General features: G+C 66.4%; 16 protein-coding genes. 1 reads left to right on the forward strand and 15 read right to left on the reverse strand.

Annotated elements, in window-relative coordinates; translation table 11 throughout:
- Positions 1 to 44: 44 nt before the first annotated feature.
- Positions 45 to 506 carry a methylated-DNA--[protein]-cysteine S-methyltransferase gene (locus G503_RS0107920; protein ID WP_028027158.1) on the forward strand — a complete coding sequence of 154 codons (462 nt, stop codon included), beginning with the start codon at positions 45 to 47 and terminating at the stop codon, positions 504 to 506.
- A 4-nt stretch (positions 507 to 510) separates the two neighbouring features.
- Here G503_RS0107920 and G503_RS0107925 read toward each other — a convergent pair whose 3' ends face one another.
- The 15 genes from G503_RS0107925 to G503_RS0108000 all read right to left on the reverse strand — a co-directional run bounded on the left by G503_RS0107925 (position 511) and on the right by G503_RS0108000 (position 17750).
- A complete protein-coding gene (locus G503_RS0107925; RefSeq protein ID WP_028027159.1) occupies positions 511 to 1836 on the reverse strand; it encodes an ABC transporter substrate-binding protein in 1326 nt (441 codons plus the stop codon).
- Positions 1833 to 4421 (reverse strand): ATP-binding response regulator, encoded by a 2589-nt coding sequence (locus G503_RS0107930; protein WP_028027160.1) that lies wholly within the window; start codon positions 4419 to 4421, stop codon positions 1833 to 1835. Before G503_RS0107930 ends, G503_RS0107925 begins: the two co-directional genes overlap by 4 nt.
- Before the next feature lie 580 nt (positions 4422 to 5001).
- Positions 5002 to 6000: an NAD(P)H-dependent glycerol-3-phosphate dehydrogenase gene (locus tag G503_RS0107940; protein WP_028027161.1), complete on the reverse strand. Its 999-nt coding sequence runs from the start codon at positions 5998 to 6000 to the stop codon at positions 5002 to 5004.
- Complete coding sequence (gene plsY, locus G503_RS0107945; RefSeq protein ID WP_235715525.1) at positions 5991 to 6707, reverse strand: glycerol-3-phosphate 1-O-acyltransferase PlsY; 717 nt, start codon at positions 6705 to 6707, stop codon at positions 5991 to 5993. The genes G503_RS0107940 and plsY overlap by 10 nt, the downstream gene beginning before the upstream one ends.
- 3 nt (positions 6708 to 6710) lie before the next feature.
- Positions 6711 to 8024 carry a ribosome biogenesis GTPase Der gene (gene der, locus G503_RS0107950; RefSeq protein WP_028027163.1) on the reverse strand — a complete coding sequence of 438 codons (1314 nt, stop codon included), beginning with the start codon at positions 8022 to 8024 and terminating at the stop codon, positions 6711 to 6713.
- A 57-nt stretch (positions 8025 to 8081) separates the two neighbouring features.
- A complete protein-coding gene (locus G503_RS14395) occupies positions 8082 to 9761 on the reverse strand; it encodes a DUF512 domain-containing protein (protein ID WP_084636419.1) in 1680 nt (559 codons plus the stop codon).
- Between the two features lie 7 nt (positions 9762 to 9768).
- On the reverse strand, positions 9769 to 10641 hold the full coding sequence (gene ispH, locus G503_RS0107960; protein ID WP_028027164.1) for a 4-hydroxy-3-methylbut-2-enyl diphosphate reductase: 873 nt from the start codon (positions 10639 to 10641) through the stop codon (positions 9769 to 9771).
- A gap of 192 nt (positions 10642 to 10833) precedes the next feature.
- Positions 10834 to 11742: a lysophospholipid acyltransferase family protein gene (locus G503_RS0107965; protein ID WP_028027165.1), complete on the reverse strand. Its 909-nt coding sequence runs from the start codon at positions 11740 to 11742 to the stop codon at positions 10834 to 10836.
- A gap of 165 nt (positions 11743 to 11907) precedes the next feature.
- Positions 11908 to 12579, reverse strand: coding sequence for a (d)CMP kinase (cmk, locus tag G503_RS0107970; RefSeq protein ID WP_028027166.1), 672 nt, complete (start codon positions 12577 to 12579; stop codon positions 11908 to 11910).
- Positions 12579 to 13913, reverse strand: coding sequence for a 3-phosphoshikimate 1-carboxyvinyltransferase (gene aroA, locus G503_RS0107975; protein WP_028027167.1), 1335 nt, complete (start codon positions 13911 to 13913; stop codon positions 12579 to 12581). Before aroA ends, cmk begins: the two co-directional genes overlap by 1 nt.
- Positions 13903 to 15120 (reverse strand): prephenate dehydrogenase, encoded by a 1218-nt coding sequence (locus tag G503_RS0107980; RefSeq protein ID WP_084636421.1) that lies wholly within the window; start codon positions 15118 to 15120, stop codon positions 13903 to 13905. Before G503_RS0107980 ends, aroA begins: the two co-directional genes overlap by 11 nt.
- A 138-nt stretch (positions 15121 to 15258) precedes the next feature.
- Positions 15259 to 15738, reverse strand: a complete 480-nt coding sequence (locus G503_RS0107985; RefSeq protein WP_051191056.1) for an N-acetyltransferase — start codon at positions 15736 to 15738, stop codon at positions 15259 to 15261.
- Complete coding sequence (locus tag G503_RS0107990) at positions 15738 to 15971, reverse strand: type II toxin-antitoxin system TacA family antitoxin (RefSeq protein ID WP_136435261.1); 234 nt, start codon at positions 15969 to 15971, stop codon at positions 15738 to 15740. The genes G503_RS0107985 and G503_RS0107990 overlap by 1 nt, the downstream gene beginning before the upstream one ends.
- A gap of 175 nt (positions 15972 to 16146) precedes the next feature.
- A complete protein-coding gene (locus tag G503_RS0107995; protein WP_028027171.1) occupies positions 16147 to 16344 on the reverse strand; it encodes a hypothetical protein in 198 nt (65 codons plus the stop codon).
- Between the two features lie 32 nt (positions 16345 to 16376).
- On the reverse strand, positions 16377 to 17750 hold the full coding sequence (locus G503_RS0108000) for a hypothetical protein (protein ID WP_028027172.1): 1374 nt from the start codon (positions 17748 to 17750) through the stop codon (positions 16377 to 16379).
- Positions 17751 to 17755 lie beyond the last annotated feature (5 nt).

Raw genomic sequence — 17755 nt, forward strand, 5'->3', positions numbered from 1 at the left:
TGGCCTCCAGCGGCAAACCTGCATCCCAAGAGCGAGGAGCACCCTTGGCCCGCGATGAGCGCACCTTCTTCACCTATCCTACCGCCTTCGGCCCGGTGACCATCGGCGCCGACGGGCAGGCCGTCACCGCTGTCGTTCTCGGCGAGGCCGCACTGCCCGGCACGGGCCGTGCCACCGCGACCACCACCGAGGCGGCCAACCAGGTCATGGAGTACCTCGCCGGCAAGCGCACCGCCTTCACCGTGGCCATCTCCCCAGCGGGCACCGATTTCCAGCACGAGGTATGGAAGGCCCTGGCGAACATCCCCTACGGTCAGACGCGCACCACCCGCGAGATCGCCGCGACCATCGGCGCGGCAGACGCCTACCGCGCCGTGGGCGCCGCCGTGAGGAAGAGCCCGCTGGCCATCCTCATCCCCGCTCACCGTATCGTCAGCGCCACGGGCAAGGCCGCCGGCCCCGTGGAGAGCGCCCTGCTGAACTTGGAGCAGCAAAACACGCGGTAGCGCCCTACTTCCCCGTCGCCTCATCCTGCAGCGCGTCCAGCTTCGCCATGCACTCGTCCACCGATGCGCCGGCCAAAAGGTCGCGCACGATGAGGCACACGCTGCCCCACTGCTCCACGTCCATGCCGGCGTTGGAGGCCAGCACGTAGGTGTCGGCCTGCACCAGATCGTTCAGGGGCCGCAGCGGCTCCACGCAATCTACGGCCACGTTCTTCGACGGCGAGATGACGCGGTTGGTCTCGGCGTACAGCTGCAGCGCCTCATCGGACAAGATCACATCCATCACCGCCAGCGCGTCATCGCGATGCTCGGCCTCCGCGCTCACCCCGTAACCGGTCATGGACAGCACGGGCATCGGCCCGCGCTCGCTCGGAAAGCCGACCACCTCCATGGTGAAGGAGGGATTACCGTAGGCAGTGTCGGTGTTCGCCGCGCCCCAGTAGGCCACGACCATGGGGCACTTCCCCGCCATGAAGTCGTCGCCCTCGCCGGCCCCTTCGAAGGCCTCGCTCTTAAGCGCGTCCTCCGCATCGATATAGCCGCGATCTATCAACGCCTTCAAGAACTCGAAGCCCGGGCGCATGTAGTCGCTGTAGCGCGCCTCGCCGGCGTTCAGGGCCGCCACCTCAGCCTCGATGTCGCCCCCGTTGTACAAATCGGCGTAGGCCTGGGCGAACACGAAGGTCTCCAGCCACCAGCGGTTGGCGCCCACCGGAGTGTCGTAGCCCTTCTCCTTCAGCACGCGGCATGCCTCAAGGAATTCCTCGGGGGTGCTCGGCACGGCGAGGCCGCACTCCTTGAAGATGTCCTTGTTCACGAACAGGCCGTAGGCCACCACCTCCTGAGGAATGGCCACCAACTTGCCGTCCACGGTGTTGGCGGCACGCACCTCCTCGCGCAGGTTCTGGGCGCAGGCGAGCTCCGACAGGTCGGCCAGCTTGCCCTCTGCCCCTAAGGCCACGATGACGTCGGCATTCAGCAGGTACAGATCGTCCTTGGCGCTGCGCACCCGTTCCAAGCAGACCTCGTCGTAGGTCTTATCCTGGTAGTCCTCGGCCGTGTAGGTGCGGTAGGCCATGGTCAAGCCCAGCTGCTCCTCGGCCATAGCCATGGTCAGATCGCTGGCAGTGCGGGCCGTGTTGTCGGCATCGGGGCTGGCCTTCTCCATGGGGCTGAAGAAATTGACCACGGCCGCGGCCGCGTCGCTGTCCTGCACAGCCAAGTTCCGAGCCCCCTCGCCGGAGGCGCAGGCCGTCAGGGCCGCGCACAGCAGGGCCACGGCGGCCAGAGCAGCCGTGCGACGGAGGCGAACGGGGAAACGCGCGCTCATGGGCGTCCTTTCTCGACAAGGCGATCGACGGCCCGCTTCAGGTCGGCGATCTCCAGGGGTTTCGCCACATGGGCGTTCATGCCGGCGGCAAGGGCCGCCTTCTCGTCCTCTACAAAGGCATCGGCGGTCATGGCGATGATGGGGATGGTAAGGGCATCGGGGCGCTCAAGGGCGCGGATGGCGCGGGTCGCGGCATGGCCGTTCATCACCGGCATCTGCACATCCATGAGGATGGCGTCGAACTCCCCGGGCTCGCAGGCCTCGAAACGCTCTACGGCGAGCTGTCCGTTCTCCACGATCTCCACCGTGGCGCCTTCCAGCTCCAGCAGCTCGGTTAGGATGCCGGCGTTCAGGAAGTTATCCTCGGCGGCCAGGAAGCGCTTGCCCTGCAGTACCGCATCGTAGGCCGCGGCCTCGGCCGCCTCCCCGACCCCGGCGACTTCCTCGATCTTGCGCTTCAAAGTGGACAGGAAAAAGGGCCGCGCCAGCACGCCTGTGCGCGCCGGCAGCGTCACGTCTTCCTCGATATCGAAGTGGTGGTCCACCACGAATACCACCGGAAGCGGCACCTCCGCGCCGGGGGCTGCCGCCGCCCGCAGGGCCTCGGCCGTGGCCGCAGCGCCCTCGTCCAGTCGATCGCAGCAGAGCAGCAGCACCTGGTAGCCGCCCGTCCCCGCCGCGGTCTCGGCGAGAGCGAAGGCTTCCCGCACCCCTGCCGTAACATCCACGCGCACGCCCGTGCCCTCCATCTGGGCCTGGGCGATCTCGCGGCCGGCCGCCGTGGGATCCACTACGAGCATGGACTGAATGCCCTGCTGTCGCCAGAAGAAGCCCTGGGCCTGCTCATCGGGAATGCGCAACTCCAGATCGACTCGGAACAGCGAGCCGACCCCCTCGGTGCTCTCGGCTTCGATGGTACCGCCCATAAGCTCCACGAGGCTCTTGGTGATGGACATACCCAAACCCGTGCCCTGCACCTTGTTGGTGGTGCTGTTCTCGGCCCGCGTGAACGAGTCGAAGATGGTGGCCAGAAACTCGGGAGTCATGCCGTAGCCGTCGTCCTCCACCTCGATGCGAATGCGCTCGAACTGGCTCGAATGCTGCGGCAAGCCAATGAAGCGCAGCCGGATATGGCCGCCCTCCGGCGTGTACTTCACGGCGTTGGACAAGAGGTTGATGAGGATCTGGTTCAGATGGGTCTCGTCTCCGATCACGTGCTCGTGGTTCACCCCCGTGATCTCGGTGCGGAAGACCTGGTGCTTCTGGCGGGCCATGGGGGCGATGATGGACTCGACGGCCACGAGCGAATCGCCCAGGTCGAACTCCTCCAGCGTCATGGTGGCCTTACCGCTCTCGATCTTCGAGATATCCAGCACGTCGTTGATAAGATCGAGCAGGTGGCGCCCCGAGGCCATGATCTTGCCGGCGCAGTCGCGCACCTTGGCCGGATCGTCGGCCTCTTTCGCGATGATGGCCGTGAAGCCGAGCACGGCGTTCATGGGCGTGCGGATGTCGTGGGACATGTTGGCCAGGAAGGCCGACTTCGACTCGTTGGCCACCTCGGCCGCCCGCAGCGCCTGGGCCAGCTGCTCGTTGTGCCGGGCGCGCTCGGCCTCCCGCGCCCGCTGGATCTGCAGCTGCTTGCGGCGGTTGTAGGCGTAGATGGCCACGCACAGGACGAAGGCCGCCGCCGCGATGGCGATGACGAGCGCGATGGCAACATTGACCGCCTGGGCCTCCTGCTGGATAGCGGCCATGGGCACGTATCCCACCAGATAGGTGGTGCCCCCGTTGATGGACCACAGATAGCACAGCGATTCGCGCCCCTTTACCTGGTGGGCGAACATCACCGAGGCCTTATCGGCGATGCCCTGGCTCACCATGGCCAGCGTCTGCTCGTCCACCACGTTGTTGGCACGATAGAAGTCCTCCAGGTTCAAATGCCCCGCATTGCGCTCGCCCATGCCCTCGGGCTTCAGCACGAAGCGCTCGCTCGCGGCATCCATGAGGTACAGCACGGCCTGCTTGTCGTAAAAGCCCTCGGGCATCGATTGATCGATGGCATCGTAGACGTACTCGGCGTACAGCGTGCCGATAGCGCGGCCGTCGCGCTCGATGGGACACGCGATGGTGTAGGCCCAGGTGCCCATGTAGTTCACGTAGGACTGCGAAATGGGCAGCCCCATGACCGTGCCCCCGGCGGTGAAGTCCAGATCGGCGGGGCTGAAGGGCGCACCGTCGTTGGAGATGCCCTCGCTTTGCCCTTCCAGTACCACCGACAGCTTGGCCGTAGTGTCGTTGTTGCGCAAATTGAGAATATAGGCCTCGGGATCGGGCGCCGCGGCGATCTCTTCGGCGATGAGCTCTTGGAACTCCGCCTCGCTGCGCATGATGGCCTCGACGGTGTTCTCGATGAGATTCAGATTCTCGTTGAGGTTGCGGATGGCGGCGTCGGACATATCGTCGTAGGTCTGCCGCGCCACCCCGTAGATGGACGTCCCCATGGCCGCAAAGATCACGAGGACGACGATGACCCAGCGCCCATAGGCTCTCTTCTCGCCGTGCTTCGCTTCGCCTTGCACCACAGTCTCCTCCTTATCTGACCATCTGATAACGGTACGGTATCGGAGGGAAAACTGCAAGGGCAAACCGACGCTCCCCTGGTGATGGGTTATTTTCCCCTATAAAAAACGACCCTCCGGCAGGGGAACCGGAGGGCCGCCATCTCAGTACGCACGGAGGAGAAGGGGAAACGTGCGCATGGACTTGGTTTCCGCCGCGAGGGTTTTGAGAGAGAGGAGAGAGGAGGGTTCACGCAGGAGACGGTGCGACGGAAGCTCTGGAAATGTTGTCAAGGTCCGCGCGGATCGGGCTCGCTTTCGCGCCTTCCCCGCTCGGCTGATGACAACAATAAGGCCTTCTCGCTCCCACGACAGCGAGAAGGCCCGTCGGTTGCGCCTCCGTATGCGCATCGTTTACCAGGCGAAACCTGATAATGCAGGTGAACAATTCAGCGTTGGCAAAGCAGGCTCTGGGTTCGGGGTGGGGGTCCGCGCGCAGATTCCGCAGCGACGAGAACAGGACTAAATGTCCTGTTCTCCCAAGCGAGGACTGCCCGAGCACGGCGCCCCTACCCCGAACCCAGAGCCGGACGGCCCGAACGACCTAGTAGAACTCAGACTTGAGGGGCCGGTCGATGAGGACGGCGGCGGCCTCGCGGGGATTCACGCCCTCCCACACCACGCTGCGCACCGTATCGGTCAGGGGCAGCTCCACCCCGTAGCGCTCCTCTAAGGTGCGCAGGGTCTTGCAGGCGATGGCCCCTTCCACCACCATGTGGGTCTGGGCCGTGAAGTCGTCCAGGGTAAGGCCCCGGGCCACGTACTGCTCGCCAAAGCGGCGGTTGCGCGAGTGCTGGGACATGCAGGTGACCACCATGTCGCCAGCACCCCCCAAACCCATGCAGGTGAGGGCCTCGCCGCCGGCGGCCACCACCATGCGGCTCATTTCGGCCAGGCCGCGGGTAATGAGCAGGGCCGCCGTGTTGTCGCCAAAACCCATGCCGTAGCTGATGCCCACGGCAATGGCGATGACGTTCTTGAAGGCGGCGCACAGCTCCACGCCCACGGGATCGTCGGAGGTGTAGGTGCGGAAGAAACGGGTGGCGAACAAGTCGCGGAAGAACAGCGCCGTGGCCTCCGAAGACGAGGCCACGACAGCGGCCGAGGGCTTGCGGCAGATGACCTCCTCGGCATGGGTGGGGCCCGACAGCACCGCCAGCCGGTCAGCGTTTCCCAACTCGGCGGCGAAGGTGTCGATGGGCAACAGCCCCGTCTGCTCCTCCACGCCCTTCGAGCAGATGACGATGGGCGTATCGGGCGCGATCAGCGCAGCCAGATCGCGGGCCACAGAGCGCAGGGCCGCCGACGGGGTCACGATGACCATGGCCTCGGCACCGTCTGCGGCCTCGGCGTAGTCGGCTGTAGCGCAGATGGCCGAGGGTAGGCGGTAGTCGGACAGATAGCGCGGGTTGCGATGCTCGGCGTTGATGGCCCGGGCCACCTCGGCCGTGCGGGCCCAGAGCATCACCTCGTGCCCGGCCTCGGCCAAAACGAGCGCCAGCGCCGTTCCCCAACTACCCGCTCCGATAACGGCTACGCGCATGGACGCTCCTTCTTCTTGCTGCCGATCTTGTTCTCGGTGCCGGCGCGCAAGCGCTGGATATTGGCGCGATGGGCCCAGATGACCACGAGCGCCGTAGCGGCGATGATGGCCCACGACACCCAATGGCCCCAGTAGAAGTAGAGGCCCAAAAGCGGGCAGACCACCGCCGCGGCGATGGAGCCCACCGACACGCAGCGGGTGATGAGAATGCCGCCGGCGAACACTGCGATCTCGATGAAGAAGCCCACGGGACCGTAGACGAACAGCAGGCAGGCGGCGGCCACGGCAATGCCCTTGCCGCCCTTGAACTTGAGCCACGGGCTGAAGATGTGCCCGAGCGTGCAGCCGGCGAAGGCCAGGGCCAGGCACAGCGAGACGGGGTTCACGCCCGTTGGGCCGAAGACGGCAAGCAGAGCCTGACCCTCAGCCGCGGTGCCATCGACCGCCACGCCGGCAATAGCCGGGGCGAACACCCAAGCCGCCAACCAACCCGACAGCACGCCCTTGCCGAAGTCCAGCAGGAACACAACCGCACCGCCTGTCTTCCCCATGGAGCGAAAGGCGTTGGTGGTGCCGATGTTGCCGCTTCCCTCCTCCCGGATGTCCTTGTGGAAGGCCAGCTTCGAGACGATGACGCCCCAGGGGATAGACCCCAGCAGGAACGAGACGATAAACGACAGGGTCAAGTAGGTGATGACGGTGTCCACGACCTAGTCCTTCTTCTTGAACTTGAAGCGGATGGGGGTGCCGGTGAGGTCGAAGGCCTCGCGCATGCGGTTCTCCAGGTAGCGCTCGTAGTTGTCGTCCACCACGTCGGGGCGGTTCACGAAGAAGGTGAAATACGGCGGGCAGATACCGGTCTGGGTGAGGTACTTCATGCGCAGCACGGCCTTGCCCTTCGACACGGTGTGGCCCGTCTCGCGGATGCCGGCGAGCCAGCTGTTCAGCTGGTTGGTGGGAATGGTGCGGCTGAAGTTCGCGTACACGGTGTCGATGGCGTCCCAGATGCGGTCGACGCGCTTGCCCGTGAGCGCCGAGATGGCCACCACGGGCGCGTAGCCGACAAAGGTCATGCGGTCCTCGATGCGCTCGCGGATCTTCTCCTTGGCCTCGGGGCCCTCCACGATGTCCCACTTGTTCAGCACGATCACCATGGCGCAGCCGCGCTCGGCGGCATAGCCCGCCACGCGCTGGTCCTCATTGGTAAGTCCCAGGGTGCCGTCGATGACGAGCAGGGCCACGTCGGCCCGGTCGATGGCGCGCATGGCCCGCACGAAGCCGTAGTACTCCACGTCCTCGTCAATCTGGCTCTTGCGGCGCAGGCCCGCCGTGTCCACGATACGGTACATCTGGCCGTCGTGTTCCACCAGCGTGTCGATGGCGTCGCGGGTGGTGCCAGCCACGTCGCTCACGATGGAGCGGTCGTTGTTGGTGAGCTTGTTGGTCAGCGAGCTCTTCCCCGCGTTCGGCCGACCGATGATGGCCACATTGATGGCCTCCACCTCTTCCTCAGGGGTGAGGTCGCATTTGCGCAGCTCGGCCACCACCTCGTCGAGCAAGTCGCCCGTGCCGTTGCCGTGCTGGGCGCTCACGGGCCACGGGTCGCCCAGGCCGAGCGCGTAGAACTCCCACACCTCGTCCATGCGGGCGGGGTTGTCCATCTTGTTCACGGCCAGAAACACGGGCTTTTTGGCCTTCTGCAGGATGCGGGCCACCTCCTCGTCGTCGGTGTTGATGCCGGTCTTGCCGTCCACGAGGAAGATGATGACATCGGCCTCGCGGGCGCCCTCGAAGGCCTGGGAGCGGATGGAGCCTTGGAAGGCGTCGTCGCCGCCCATCTCGATGCCGCCGGTGTCGATGAGCATGAACTCCACGCCGTTCCAGTCGGCCTTGTGGTAGCTGCGGTCGCGGGTGACGCCGCGCATCTCGTGAACGATGGCCTCGCCGGTTTGGGCGATGCGGTTGACCAGCGTCGACTTGCCCACGTTGGGGCGGCCGACGATGGCGACGATGGGAAGTGCCATGATGTTCCTCTTATCTATGGTTGGGCCGGGCGCGGGGCTGCGCCGGACGACTGGCTCCTACAAACGACCGTCAGCCAGGGCGATGATCTCCGGCAGGTAGTCGAGCGGATTACAGGATACCACGCAAACGGCCGCCCCCGCCGCGTTTTCGATATCCTGCACGGTCATGTCATCAAGCGTGACGCCGTCGTCGTTCAAAATGACCTTGGGGATGAGGAACAGCTCGCCTGCAGGGACTTGTCCGGGGACAGGTTCGGGGTACCCCGATTCGCTCAGACAGTCCTCGCTTGGTGAAACAGCCCACTGGGCTGTTTCAGACGCTGCGGAACTCGCTCGGTCGGAGCACCCCGAACCTGTCCCCTGCTCAACCTCGGGCAAGTTGTCCTCCTCCTCGCTGGGGGCGGGCTCTTTCCCTATCTCGGCCTTGATAGCGGCGGCGATGTCGCAGCCGCACAGAAGGCCGGTGACGTTCACGTTGCCGCCGAAGTAGTCGTTCTCTACCGTGAGGGGAACGAGGCGGCCGGACAGCGGGCTGTCCGCGATCATGGCGTCCAGGAAGGGCTGCATGGCCTCGCCGACGATATAGCGGGCCCGCACGCCGCTCCCGTCCAGCACGGCAGCGGCGCGGGCCGCCAGGCCGCTTTCGCAGGCGGCGGCGAACTCGTCCACGTAGGAGCGGACGATGCCGATGCCGTCCTCGAACATCTCGTAGTCGCCGTAATCGCTGGCCGGGGGAATATGGGCGGGGGTTTCCGCACCGAAGGCGTTCACGTAGAACTCGTCGGCGGCGAATACCCACGGGCCGCCCCGCTCGGTGCGGGCGCGGGCCTGGAAGGGCTCGATGGTGCGGATGACGTTCAGGGCCGCCTCGGGACCCGTGAAGCTCTCGTGCAGGGCCGTCTGGTGCTTCGTGAAGCCCAAAGGCACGATGCCCACGTTCTGGATGTTCGGCCGCGCCCAGGCCCATTCCAAAGTTTCGCGCAGGGCATCGCCGTCGTTCACCCCCGGCATGAGCACGATCTGCGCGTGGGCCTTAATGCCGGCGGCGAGCAGGCGATCGAGGGCGTCGAGCCCGTGCTGGGCGTGCCGGCCGATCATGGAGCGGCGCAGCTCGGGGTTGCTCGCGTGCAGGCTCACCCGCAAGGGGCTGATGTGCTGCTCGATGATGCGGGCCTCGTCTTCGGGCCTCAGGTTCGTGAGCGTGACGAAGGTGCCCGACAAAAAGCTCAGGCGGAAGTCGTCGTCGCGCAGCACGAGCGAGGGGCGCACGCCCTCGGGCAGCTGGCGCATGAAGCAGAACACGCAGGCGTTGCGGCAGAGCTTCACCTTATCGAAGAGCACGCCGTCGAACTCGAAGCCCCAGCGCTCCCCCGCCTCGCGCTCCAGTTCCACTTCGCCCGCTTCGCCATCTTGGTCGATGTAGCCGACCGCTATGGCATCCTCGGCCGCGAGCCACCGCCAATCGATGATGTCGCGCAGGGGATGGCCGTCCACGGTCGTGAGGTAGCAGCCGGCCGTAAAGCCCGCGTCGTCGGCGGGGCTCTCCGGCTCCACGGCGGCGATGGGCGCCACGGGACCGTCCCAGGCTGCGGCCGCCGCCTGGGCAGGTGTCAAGGCGGCAGCGCCGCAACCGGCGCAGGACGCGCTGGGACCGGGGGCGCCGGCACCTGCGTCGGAGGCAGAGCCGCAAGCAGCCTGCGCTGCCCGCTCGATGTCCTTGCCGGGATAGGTGGCCATTGGCTGCCTACAGAGTCTTCAAGAAGGCCTCCACGGAGGCGATCTGGTTCTCGGGCGTGGAGGCGCCGGCCGTGACGCCGATGCGGCGGCAGCCGGCGAAGGCCGTCGCTTCCAACTCGTCGACCGACTCGATATGGAAGGTGCGCGGGCAGGTAAGGGCGCAGACCTCGGCCAGGCGCGTGGTATTCGACGAGTTGCGGCCGCCGATGACCACCATGGCGTCCACCGCCGAGGCCAGATCGGCGGCGGCCTCCTGGCGCTGGCGCGTGGCCGAGCAGATGGTGTTCTTCACGATGGGATCGAGCCCCTGCTCGCGCAGGGCGGCCACCACCGCTTCCAGGTTCTCCTTGCGCTGGGTGGTCTGGGCCACCACGCCCACCGGATCGTAGAGCCCCGCGGGAATCTCGCCGGGGCCGGCCACCACATCCACCTTGCCGCCGGCCTGGCGGGCCCAGGCGGTGAGCCCCTCCACCTCGGGGTGCCCCGCCTCGCCGAGCACCACCACGCGGCAGCCCTCCCGGGCCAGCTCGGCCGCGGCGGCCTGGGCGCGGGACACATGGGGGCAGGTGGCGTCCACCACGGAAAAGCCGCGCTCCACCACGGCTCCCAGTACCTCGGGCGTCACCCCATGGGAGCGAATGACCACGGCCGGTGCCTCGTCAGCGGCTGCGGCGTCGGTTCTGGCCGCGGCGGGAATGTCCTCCACCGACGCCACGGCCGCAGCGCCCCGGGCCGCCAACTCGTCCACCACCTGGGGGTTGTGGATGAGCGGCCCCAGGGTGTAGGCGCGGCCGCCCGCCTCGATCACCTCGGCGGCCATGTCCAGGGCCCGTTGCACGCCGTAGCAGGCCCCAGCCCGTTTCGCGCGAATCACTTCCATGGCTACTCCTTCTCGGATGCGAGCTTCCGCCCCCGCCCGACCTTCTTGGGCAAAATTGGCTTGGAATCGACGGTTTGGGGTATTCTCTGTCCACCAAACCGTTCTTTTCAAGCCATCAGCACGGTAAATGTTGCTTTTTCGACAGAAAACCAGAGGAAATTCCCCCGAAACCGTCGATTCCAAGCCAGAAATCTACTCTTTCTCGACACCCTCGGCCTTAGCGGCGGACCCCACGGCCTTGGCAGCAGCCTTGGCCTCTTTCTCGGCGCGGGCAGCGCGGGCGGCGCAGGCCAGCTCGTCGCTCGTGTGGTGCGGGATGGGATGCTCGGCGAATACCGGGGCGTAGTCGCGGGTCTCAGGGAACAGGGCCACCATGTCCACGTCTTCGGCAGGCACGCGGTAGAACAGGGCGAAGCTCTCGCGCATGGCGTACCAGGTGCAGGCCTCCACGCGCTCCTCCTTGGGCAGGAAGTCGAAGTCCGACACCAGGATGGGGTCGCCGTAGTCCACGGTCACCTTCGGGAAGCGCACGCGCTCGCCCTTGTTCTTGATCTTCTCCACGCCGCGCACGGTCATGGGCAAGATGGGCACCTTCGCCATGCGGGCGATAACTGAGACCCCAGCGTGGATGGAGGCCACCCGATCGGTCTTGCCGCGACGGGTGCCCTCGGGCAGAATGCCCACGAGCTCGTCGTTCTTCAGCATGCGCACGGCCCGCTTGATGGAAGCCATGTCAGCCGTATCGCGCTTCACGGGGAAGGCGCCCACCCGCGAGAGAATCTGGCCGAGCAGACCGCCGGCGTTGCCGAACAGCGTATCGCGGCCCATGAGGCGCACCCACTGCTTCGGCCGCGCGGCCAGGTACATGAACACCACATCAAAGAACGACGTGTGGTTGCAGATGACGAGCGCTCCGGAGGCCCCTTGGAACGCCCGCAGCTTTTGGCGGTTGTCCACGCGGTAGCGGAACAGCAGCTTGCACAGACCCCCGATGACGATCCAGGCCAGGTTGCCGAACCAATGGGGAATCTCCCCACGCTCGCGGTCGCGACCACCGAGGTCCATGTCCCACATGTCGGAGTATTTCAGAAAGAGACTCATAGGGTTCCATTCCGTTTCTCAGCAAAGTACAAGCGTAGAGGGGACACGGAGCGTTCCGACCGAGCGAGTTCCGCAGCGACGAGAACAGGACTACATGTCCTGTTCTCCAAAGCGAGGACTGCAGAGCGAATCGGAATGCCCCGTGGCCCCGACCAGGCAGAGCCGCTAGCGGGCCTCCCGTGCCAGGGCGCAGATCTGGTCGATGACTTCCTCGATGTAGTGGCTCGTGGAGTCGATCTGCACGGCATCTTCGGCAGGGCGCAGAGGCGCGGTGGCCCGGGAGGAGTCGGCCGCATCACGGCGGCGCAGGTCGGCCAGCACCTCCTCGTAGTCGATGGAGCCGATGCCGCGATCCACGTTCTGGCGCACGCGGCGATGGGCCCGCTCCTCGTCCGATGCGGTGAGGAACACCTTCACGGCCGCATCGGGGAACACCACAGTGCCGATGTCGCGGCCCTCCACCACATAGTCGCCGGCGTTGCCGATGCGGCGCTGCTGGTCGAGCAGGGCGGCGCGCACGGAGGGGGCGGCCGAGGTGGGGCTCACGGCGCGGTCGATCTCGGCCGTGCGGATGGCGTCGGTCACTTCCGCATCCCCGATGAACACGCGCTTGGGCACGGGGTCGCCCTCCACGTGGCCGAAGGCGATCTCGTAGGTGCGGGCGATCTCGCCCAGGGCCGCCTCGTCGTCGAGGGAGACGCCGTTCTGCAGCGCCTGCCAGGCGATGGCGCGGTACATCGCGCCCGTATCCAGGCAGGAGAAGCCGAGCTCTTTGGCCACGGCCTTGGCCACGGTGGACTTGCCGGCCCCGGAGGGCCCATCGATGGCGACGATCATTAACGCACCAGCTCCTTCAGGTCGGCGAGGAAATCGGGGTAGCTTACGGCCACGCAGGTGAAATCGGTCACATCCACGGGCACCGACCCGCAGGCGCCCACAAGCGCCCAGGTCATGGCCAGGCGGTGGTCGCCATGGGAGTTGAACACGAGGCCCTCGGGCACGGTGAGGTCGGGGTTGCCCTCGATGAGCAGGTCATCCCCCTCCTCCCAGGCGTCCACGCCCAGCTGGGCCAGGCCCTCGATGATGGCGGCCAAGCGGTCGGATTCCTTCACGCGCAACTCGCCCACCTCGTGGAACACCGTGATGCCCCGGGCATGGGCCGCCACCAGGGCCAGCACGGGAATCTCGTCGATGACCGAGGCGATGTGCTGGGAGGGCACCTCGCAGCCGCGCAGGGTCGGGGTGAATCGCACGCGCAGAGTGCCGCGGGGCTCCTTGCCCTCGGCGCCGCCGTAGGTCTCTTCGATGTCGGCGCCCATGCGCTCCAGGGTGCGCACAAATCCGATGCGGGCCGGGTTCAGCGACACGTTCTCGATGGCGACGGAGCTGCCGGGCGTGAGCAGGGCCGCGGCGGCGATGAAGGCGGCCGAGGAGGGGTCGCCGGGCACCACCACGTCGGAGGCGAGCATCTCGGCGGGGCCCTCCACGCCGGCCACGCGAGTGCCGGCGGTGGTGGGCACGTTGAACTCGGGCAGCATGAGCTCGGTGTGGTTGCGCGAGGGCGCGGGCTCGGTCACCGTGGTGGCTCCCTCGGCGAAGGTGCCGGCCAGAAGCACGGCGGTCTTCAGCTGGGCCGAGGCCATGGGGCTCGCGTACTCGATGGCCCGCAGACGGCGGGTGCCGTGCACCGTGATGGGCAGGTGCTCGGGGGATTCCGGCTCGAAGGTAGCGCCCATCTTCGCGAGCGGGGCCACAATGCGGCGCATGGGGCGCTTCTGCAGGCTGGCGTCGCCGGTGATGGTAACGGCGATGTCCCACGGCGCCACGATGCCCATGAGCAGACGGGCGGTGGTGCCGGAGTTGCCGCAGTCGATGGGGGCATCGGGCTGCTGCGGCCCTTCCGCGCCCCAGCCGGTCACCGTGCCGGCCAGCTTCCCGTCGGCCTGCCGGTCGAGCGCCACCACAGCTCCCAGAGCCTCCACGGCGCGGATGGAAGCGCGCACGTCTTCCGAATCCAACACGCCGGTCAGGTGCGAGGTGCCTTCTGCCATGGCGGCGAAGAGCACGGCCCGATGCGAGATGGACTTGTCACCGGGCACATGGCAGGCGCCCGTAAGCGGGCCGCCCAAGGGCTCGATGGTGGTGTAGGGAGGCAGGTTCTCAGTCGACATGGGCGTACTCCTTCGGCATAAGGGGACTGAACGATACGGAGAAACCGGCATTGATCAGCTGCAGCGACAGCTGGCCGATATCGCCCTCATCGGTCAGGATGAGGGAGAGCACGGCGTTGCCCTCGCTGATGTGGTCGATGTCGATGGATTGTATATTGCAGCCCACCGACGAGGCGATGGTGCACACCTCGGCCACCACGCCGGTGCGGTTCACCATGGGGATGCGCACCTCCAGGAGCTTCTCGGTGGAGGGCACCCAGGCGGCCGGCAGGGCGCGGCGGGCCTCGGCGGCCTCGGCCAGAAGCCGCGTGAAGGTCTCTCGGTCGCCCTCTTCCAGGGCCTGGGCGAACGAGCCGATGATGGCGGCCATCTCGGCCAGGCCGTCGCGCAGGGCCGCCGCGTTGTCAAAGGCGATGCCGCACCACAGCTTCGGAGACCCGGCGGCGATGCGCGTGGAATCCTTGAAGCCGCCGGCGGCCAGGCGCATGAGCGATCGGGAATCGTCGGCGTGGGCGCTGGCCAGCTGCATGAGGGACGAGGCCACCATGTGGGGCACGTGGCTCACGATGGCGATGGCGGAATCGTGCTCCTCGCGGCGCAGGGACACCACGCGGGCATCGAGACCCGTGATGAGCTCGTGCATGCGCTGGAAGTCCTCGGGGGCCGTGCGCTCGTCGGGGCAGAGGATCCAGTTCGCGCCCTCGAACAGATCGGCCCGGGCCCCGGCGATGCCGTTCTGCTCGGAGCCGGCCATGGGATGTCCCGGCACGTACCGTGCAGGCGCGGGCAGGAGCTCTTCGGCGGCAGCCAGGATGTGGCCCTTGGTGGAGATGGTGTCGGTGACGAGCCCCGTATAGCCCCAGTCGCGCAGGCGGCCCAGGTAGTCGTCCACGGCCGCCACGGGGGTGGCGATGACCACCAGCTCGCAGTCGCCCTCGATGAAGGCGCGGAAGGCCGCGTCATTAGGGCCGGCCGCCTCGGCGCACCAGCCGCGCTCCACCGCCGTGGCGCAAGTGGCCGCGTCGGTGTCCACGCCGAAGACGCGCACGCCCGGCATCTTGGCCGCCAACGTGGCCGCCAGCGAGGCCCCGATGAGCCCGAGGCCGATAACGGCCACCGAGGCGAAGGGGGCCGCGGCAGCCGCAGGGGCACCGGCCGCGCACGCCGCTTCAGGTGCGGCTTCGTTCAATTCGGAAGATTTAGTCATGGAAATACTTGTGTCCTCAATCGATCAGGTACGAATCATTTCCTATTGTATACGAACGCGCCACCCCCCGAGTTCGCGCACCCGCCAGCGCCGCATTTTCCGCACGGCAGCAGCACGTACGACACGTCTCGACGGCGCCTACCTCTTCAAAGGCACGAACATGCGACCCATACCCGGAATGTCCTTGAAGCCATATTTCCCGTAGAAGGCCCGCGCCTGCTCATCAACCGGATCCACCAGCAGCGCCTTCGCTCCAACTTGGTCGGCCACCATCAGGGAGCGACGCAGCGCATCGCCGAGCAGCGAGACCCCTAGGCGTTCGCCTTGGAAGCGTTTGTCGACCCCGAGCATGCCCAGCAGGATCGCCGGAATGGCCTCGGGGGTATTGCGCCGGAGCCATCCGCCGCCCACGTCATCGCGCACAACAGAATGGGTGCACAGGGAGTACAGTCCCGCCACTGCACCGTCGCAGCCCACGACGTACACCACCGCCGTTCCGTTTCTTTCGGCACCGTGGGCCCTGTTGCGCGCCCACTCGTCCACGACGGCCACGCCACAGCAGAAATTACCCAGATCGTCATCGGCAGTCAACTTGCGGGGCGCTTCGAACGCGCCCATTACTCCCAAACCGCCTTGTGCTCCATAAGTGCCTGGGCCGCAGCGGGCATCGGCTGGTCGAGGGCAGCGGCAAACTGATCGAAGGCCTCCGACGCAAGGCGCGTCGTAGTCTCGCGCTCGACGTCGTGGCGAGCCGCCTCAAGCAGGTGATCGAGCGCCCATTGGGTCAGTGTCTTACCCTGGATGGCGGCCGCCCGCTCAATCTCGCTGCGCTGTTCGCTCGTTAGCCTCATATCGAATCGGCTAGCCTTCGTCGCCGTCGCCATAGCTTGCCTCCGTTTTCTAACGCCAATGGAACTTCTATATTGTACGTAATTTTTCCGTACAGTTCAAGTCGAAGGCATTATGAGGGCACGCAAGCCCCACCCCGCGATTCGCCAAATCCCCGCGAACGACGCGAGACGGCGCCTACGAGCCCTCCCGATCCCCTACAACGAACTGCCGCAAGTCAACACCCAGCGCCTCGGCAAGCTCGCACAGCTCGTAGCCATCCAGCGCATCAACCTCGCCCAAGTCGGCCGCGGCAGGCCACAGGCCGCCCATCATGGCCGTGCCGTAGTAGTCGCACAAATATCCGCGCAACGCGTCAACGTCGATCGTTGCCATAGACGCCCCCTTGAAAAAACTCCGCACCATCCCTAAGACGCATCTTGAAGAGCTTCACACCATTCGGCGAGTTGTTTATCGCTCATGCGCAGGCCCAGCTGCTCAGCCTCGCCGGCAATGAACGCGTTCAAGTCCTCCAGGTACTCGCAGAAGTCGCCCGTATCCACCTTGCAAAGATCGTTGATGTATTCCATGAGCTTGCGGAAGCCGTACCAGAAGGCCTCGGTATGGAAGGCGAAATTGTCGTCGAGCATGCCGTAGAAGGGCTTCGCGTTGAACTCTTTCATGCGCTCGATGGCGCGGGCCGGAGCGTCACCGCCCTTGTCCTCCTCGAAGGTCACCGGAATATCCCGCCCGGCATCCTCGTCTCTACCCAGGACGGAGAGCAGATCGACACGCTGGTCGTCGAGCCAGCCCGTGGACCACCATGGGTCGTAGGAACAGCTCCCGAAGGCACCGTCAGCGGCAAAGGCGGCAAACAGGCCGTGGTCCTGCACCACGCGCTTGAACGTCTCGAAGGAGACGCGCACCAGCGAAGAGAGCGCGGATAACTCATCCGGCGAGTATTTGACTTCCAGCGTTGCGGAGCCGTTGAAGGCAGGAAACCCGGACACGTCGATGACAGCGCCCACCGCCTGCTGAGCGCCGCGCATCTCCTCATCGGCGGCAACTCCGTCAAGCTCCTCCTCAAGGGCGCGCTTCGCATCTTCGAACTCGCTCTCAGATGCGAGCAGCCCGGCCGCCCCGTCCTCGGCGATGGACGCGGCGGCGAAGGCCCGATCGAGCAGACGATCCAAGCCGCACCCCTCTCCCGCGCTTCCGGCGGCGCAACCCGACGGGAATGCCGCCCTATCTTCACCACCTTCCGAAATACCGCCCAAGGCTCCCTCTTCCGAAGCAGCTGGCCGCTCTTCCTCCAAGGACGGCACGGGCGCCTTCCCCACCCGCAGCTCGATGCAGGCAGCAATGGCCCGAGCGGTCTCCCGGAAGGCCGCGTCCACATCAAGCTTCGGGACAAGGCCGAGGATGCGATCGGCCAAATCAAGCGTCTGCTCAAGGCGCGCGAATAGCTGGCCGCGATCTTCCATGTGCAAAAACGCCCGGTAACGCTGACGATAGTTGATGGTCTGGGGCGTTCGAGGGTCGCGCGCGAGCCGCCCCAGGGCATCCTGCTCGACATCTTGGCACATGCATTCAACAGCCCGAGCGGCCCGCCGAGCGCGCCGCTCCCGCTCATTCTGGGCCCGCGACTTCACCGCATCGAGCACCGTCATCAGCTCGCGGGCCCTCTGCTGCCGAAGGTCTTGCCTCGCGCGGGCCTCCCGGGCCGCCGCATCACGCTCGACCAGGGCCTCCACCAGCGTCTCCGGCTCCACCGCACGCTCCATATGCTCGTTCTCAGCCATAATGT

Origin of the sequence: Adlercreutzia mucosicola DSM 19490, assembly GCF_000422625.1 — a bacterium.
GTDB classification, from domain to species: Bacteria; Actinomycetota; Coriobacteriia; order Coriobacteriales; family Eggerthellaceae; genus Adlercreutzia; species Adlercreutzia mucosicola.

What these genes read in the sequence shown, in the direction of transcription:
- G503_RS0107925 (WP_028027159.1), bottom strand. Translation starts at nt 1,836, where the DNA reads ATGAGCGCGCGTTTCCCCGTTCGCCTCCGTCGCACGGCTGCTCTGGCC.
- G503_RS0107940 (WP_028027161.1), bottom strand. Translation starts at nt 6,000, where the DNA reads ATGCGCGTAGCCGTTATCGGAGCGGGTAGTTGGGGAACGGCGCTGGCG.
- der (WP_028027163.1), bottom strand. Translation starts at nt 8,024, where the DNA reads ATGGCACTTCCCATCGTCGCCATCGTCGGCCGCCCCAACGTGGGCAAG.
- G503_RS14395 (WP_084636419.1), bottom strand. Translation starts at nt 9,761, where the DNA reads ATGGCCACCTATCCCGGCAAGGACATCGAGCGGGCAGCGCAGGCTGCT.
- ispH (WP_028027164.1), bottom strand. Translation starts at nt 10,641, where the DNA reads ATGGAAGTGATTCGCGCGAAACGGGCTGGGGCCTGCTACGGCGTGCAA.
- G503_RS0107965 (WP_028027165.1), bottom strand. Translation starts at nt 11,742, where the DNA reads ATGAGTCTCTTTCTGAAATACTCCGACATGTGGGACATGGACCTCGGT.
- cmk (WP_028027166.1), bottom strand. Translation starts at nt 12,579, where the DNA reads ATGATCGTCGCCATCGATGGGCCCTCCGGGGCCGGCAAGTCCACCGTG.
- aroA (WP_028027167.1), bottom strand. Translation starts at nt 13,913, where the DNA reads ATGTCGACTGAGAACCTGCCTCCCTACACCACCATCGAGCCCTTGGGC.
- G503_RS0107980 (WP_084636421.1), bottom strand. Translation starts at nt 15,120, where the DNA reads ATGACTAAATCTTCCGAATTGAACGAAGCCGCACCTGAAGCGGCGTGC.
- G503_RS0107985 (WP_051191056.1), bottom strand. Translation starts at nt 15,738, where the DNA reads ATGGGCGCGTTCGAAGCGCCCCGCAAGTTGACTGCCGATGACGATCTG.
- G503_RS0107990 (WP_136435261.1), bottom strand. Translation starts at nt 15,971, where the DNA reads ATGAGGCTAACGAGCGAACAGCGCAGCGAGATTGAGCGGGCGGCCGCC.
- G503_RS0107995 (WP_028027171.1), bottom strand. Translation starts at nt 16,344, where the DNA reads ATGGCAACGATCGACGTTGACGCGTTGCGCGGATATTTGTGCGACTAC.
- G503_RS0108000 (WP_028027172.1), bottom strand. Translation starts at nt 17,750, where the DNA reads ATGGCTGAGAACGAGCATATGGAGCGTGCGGTGGAGCCGGAGACGCTG.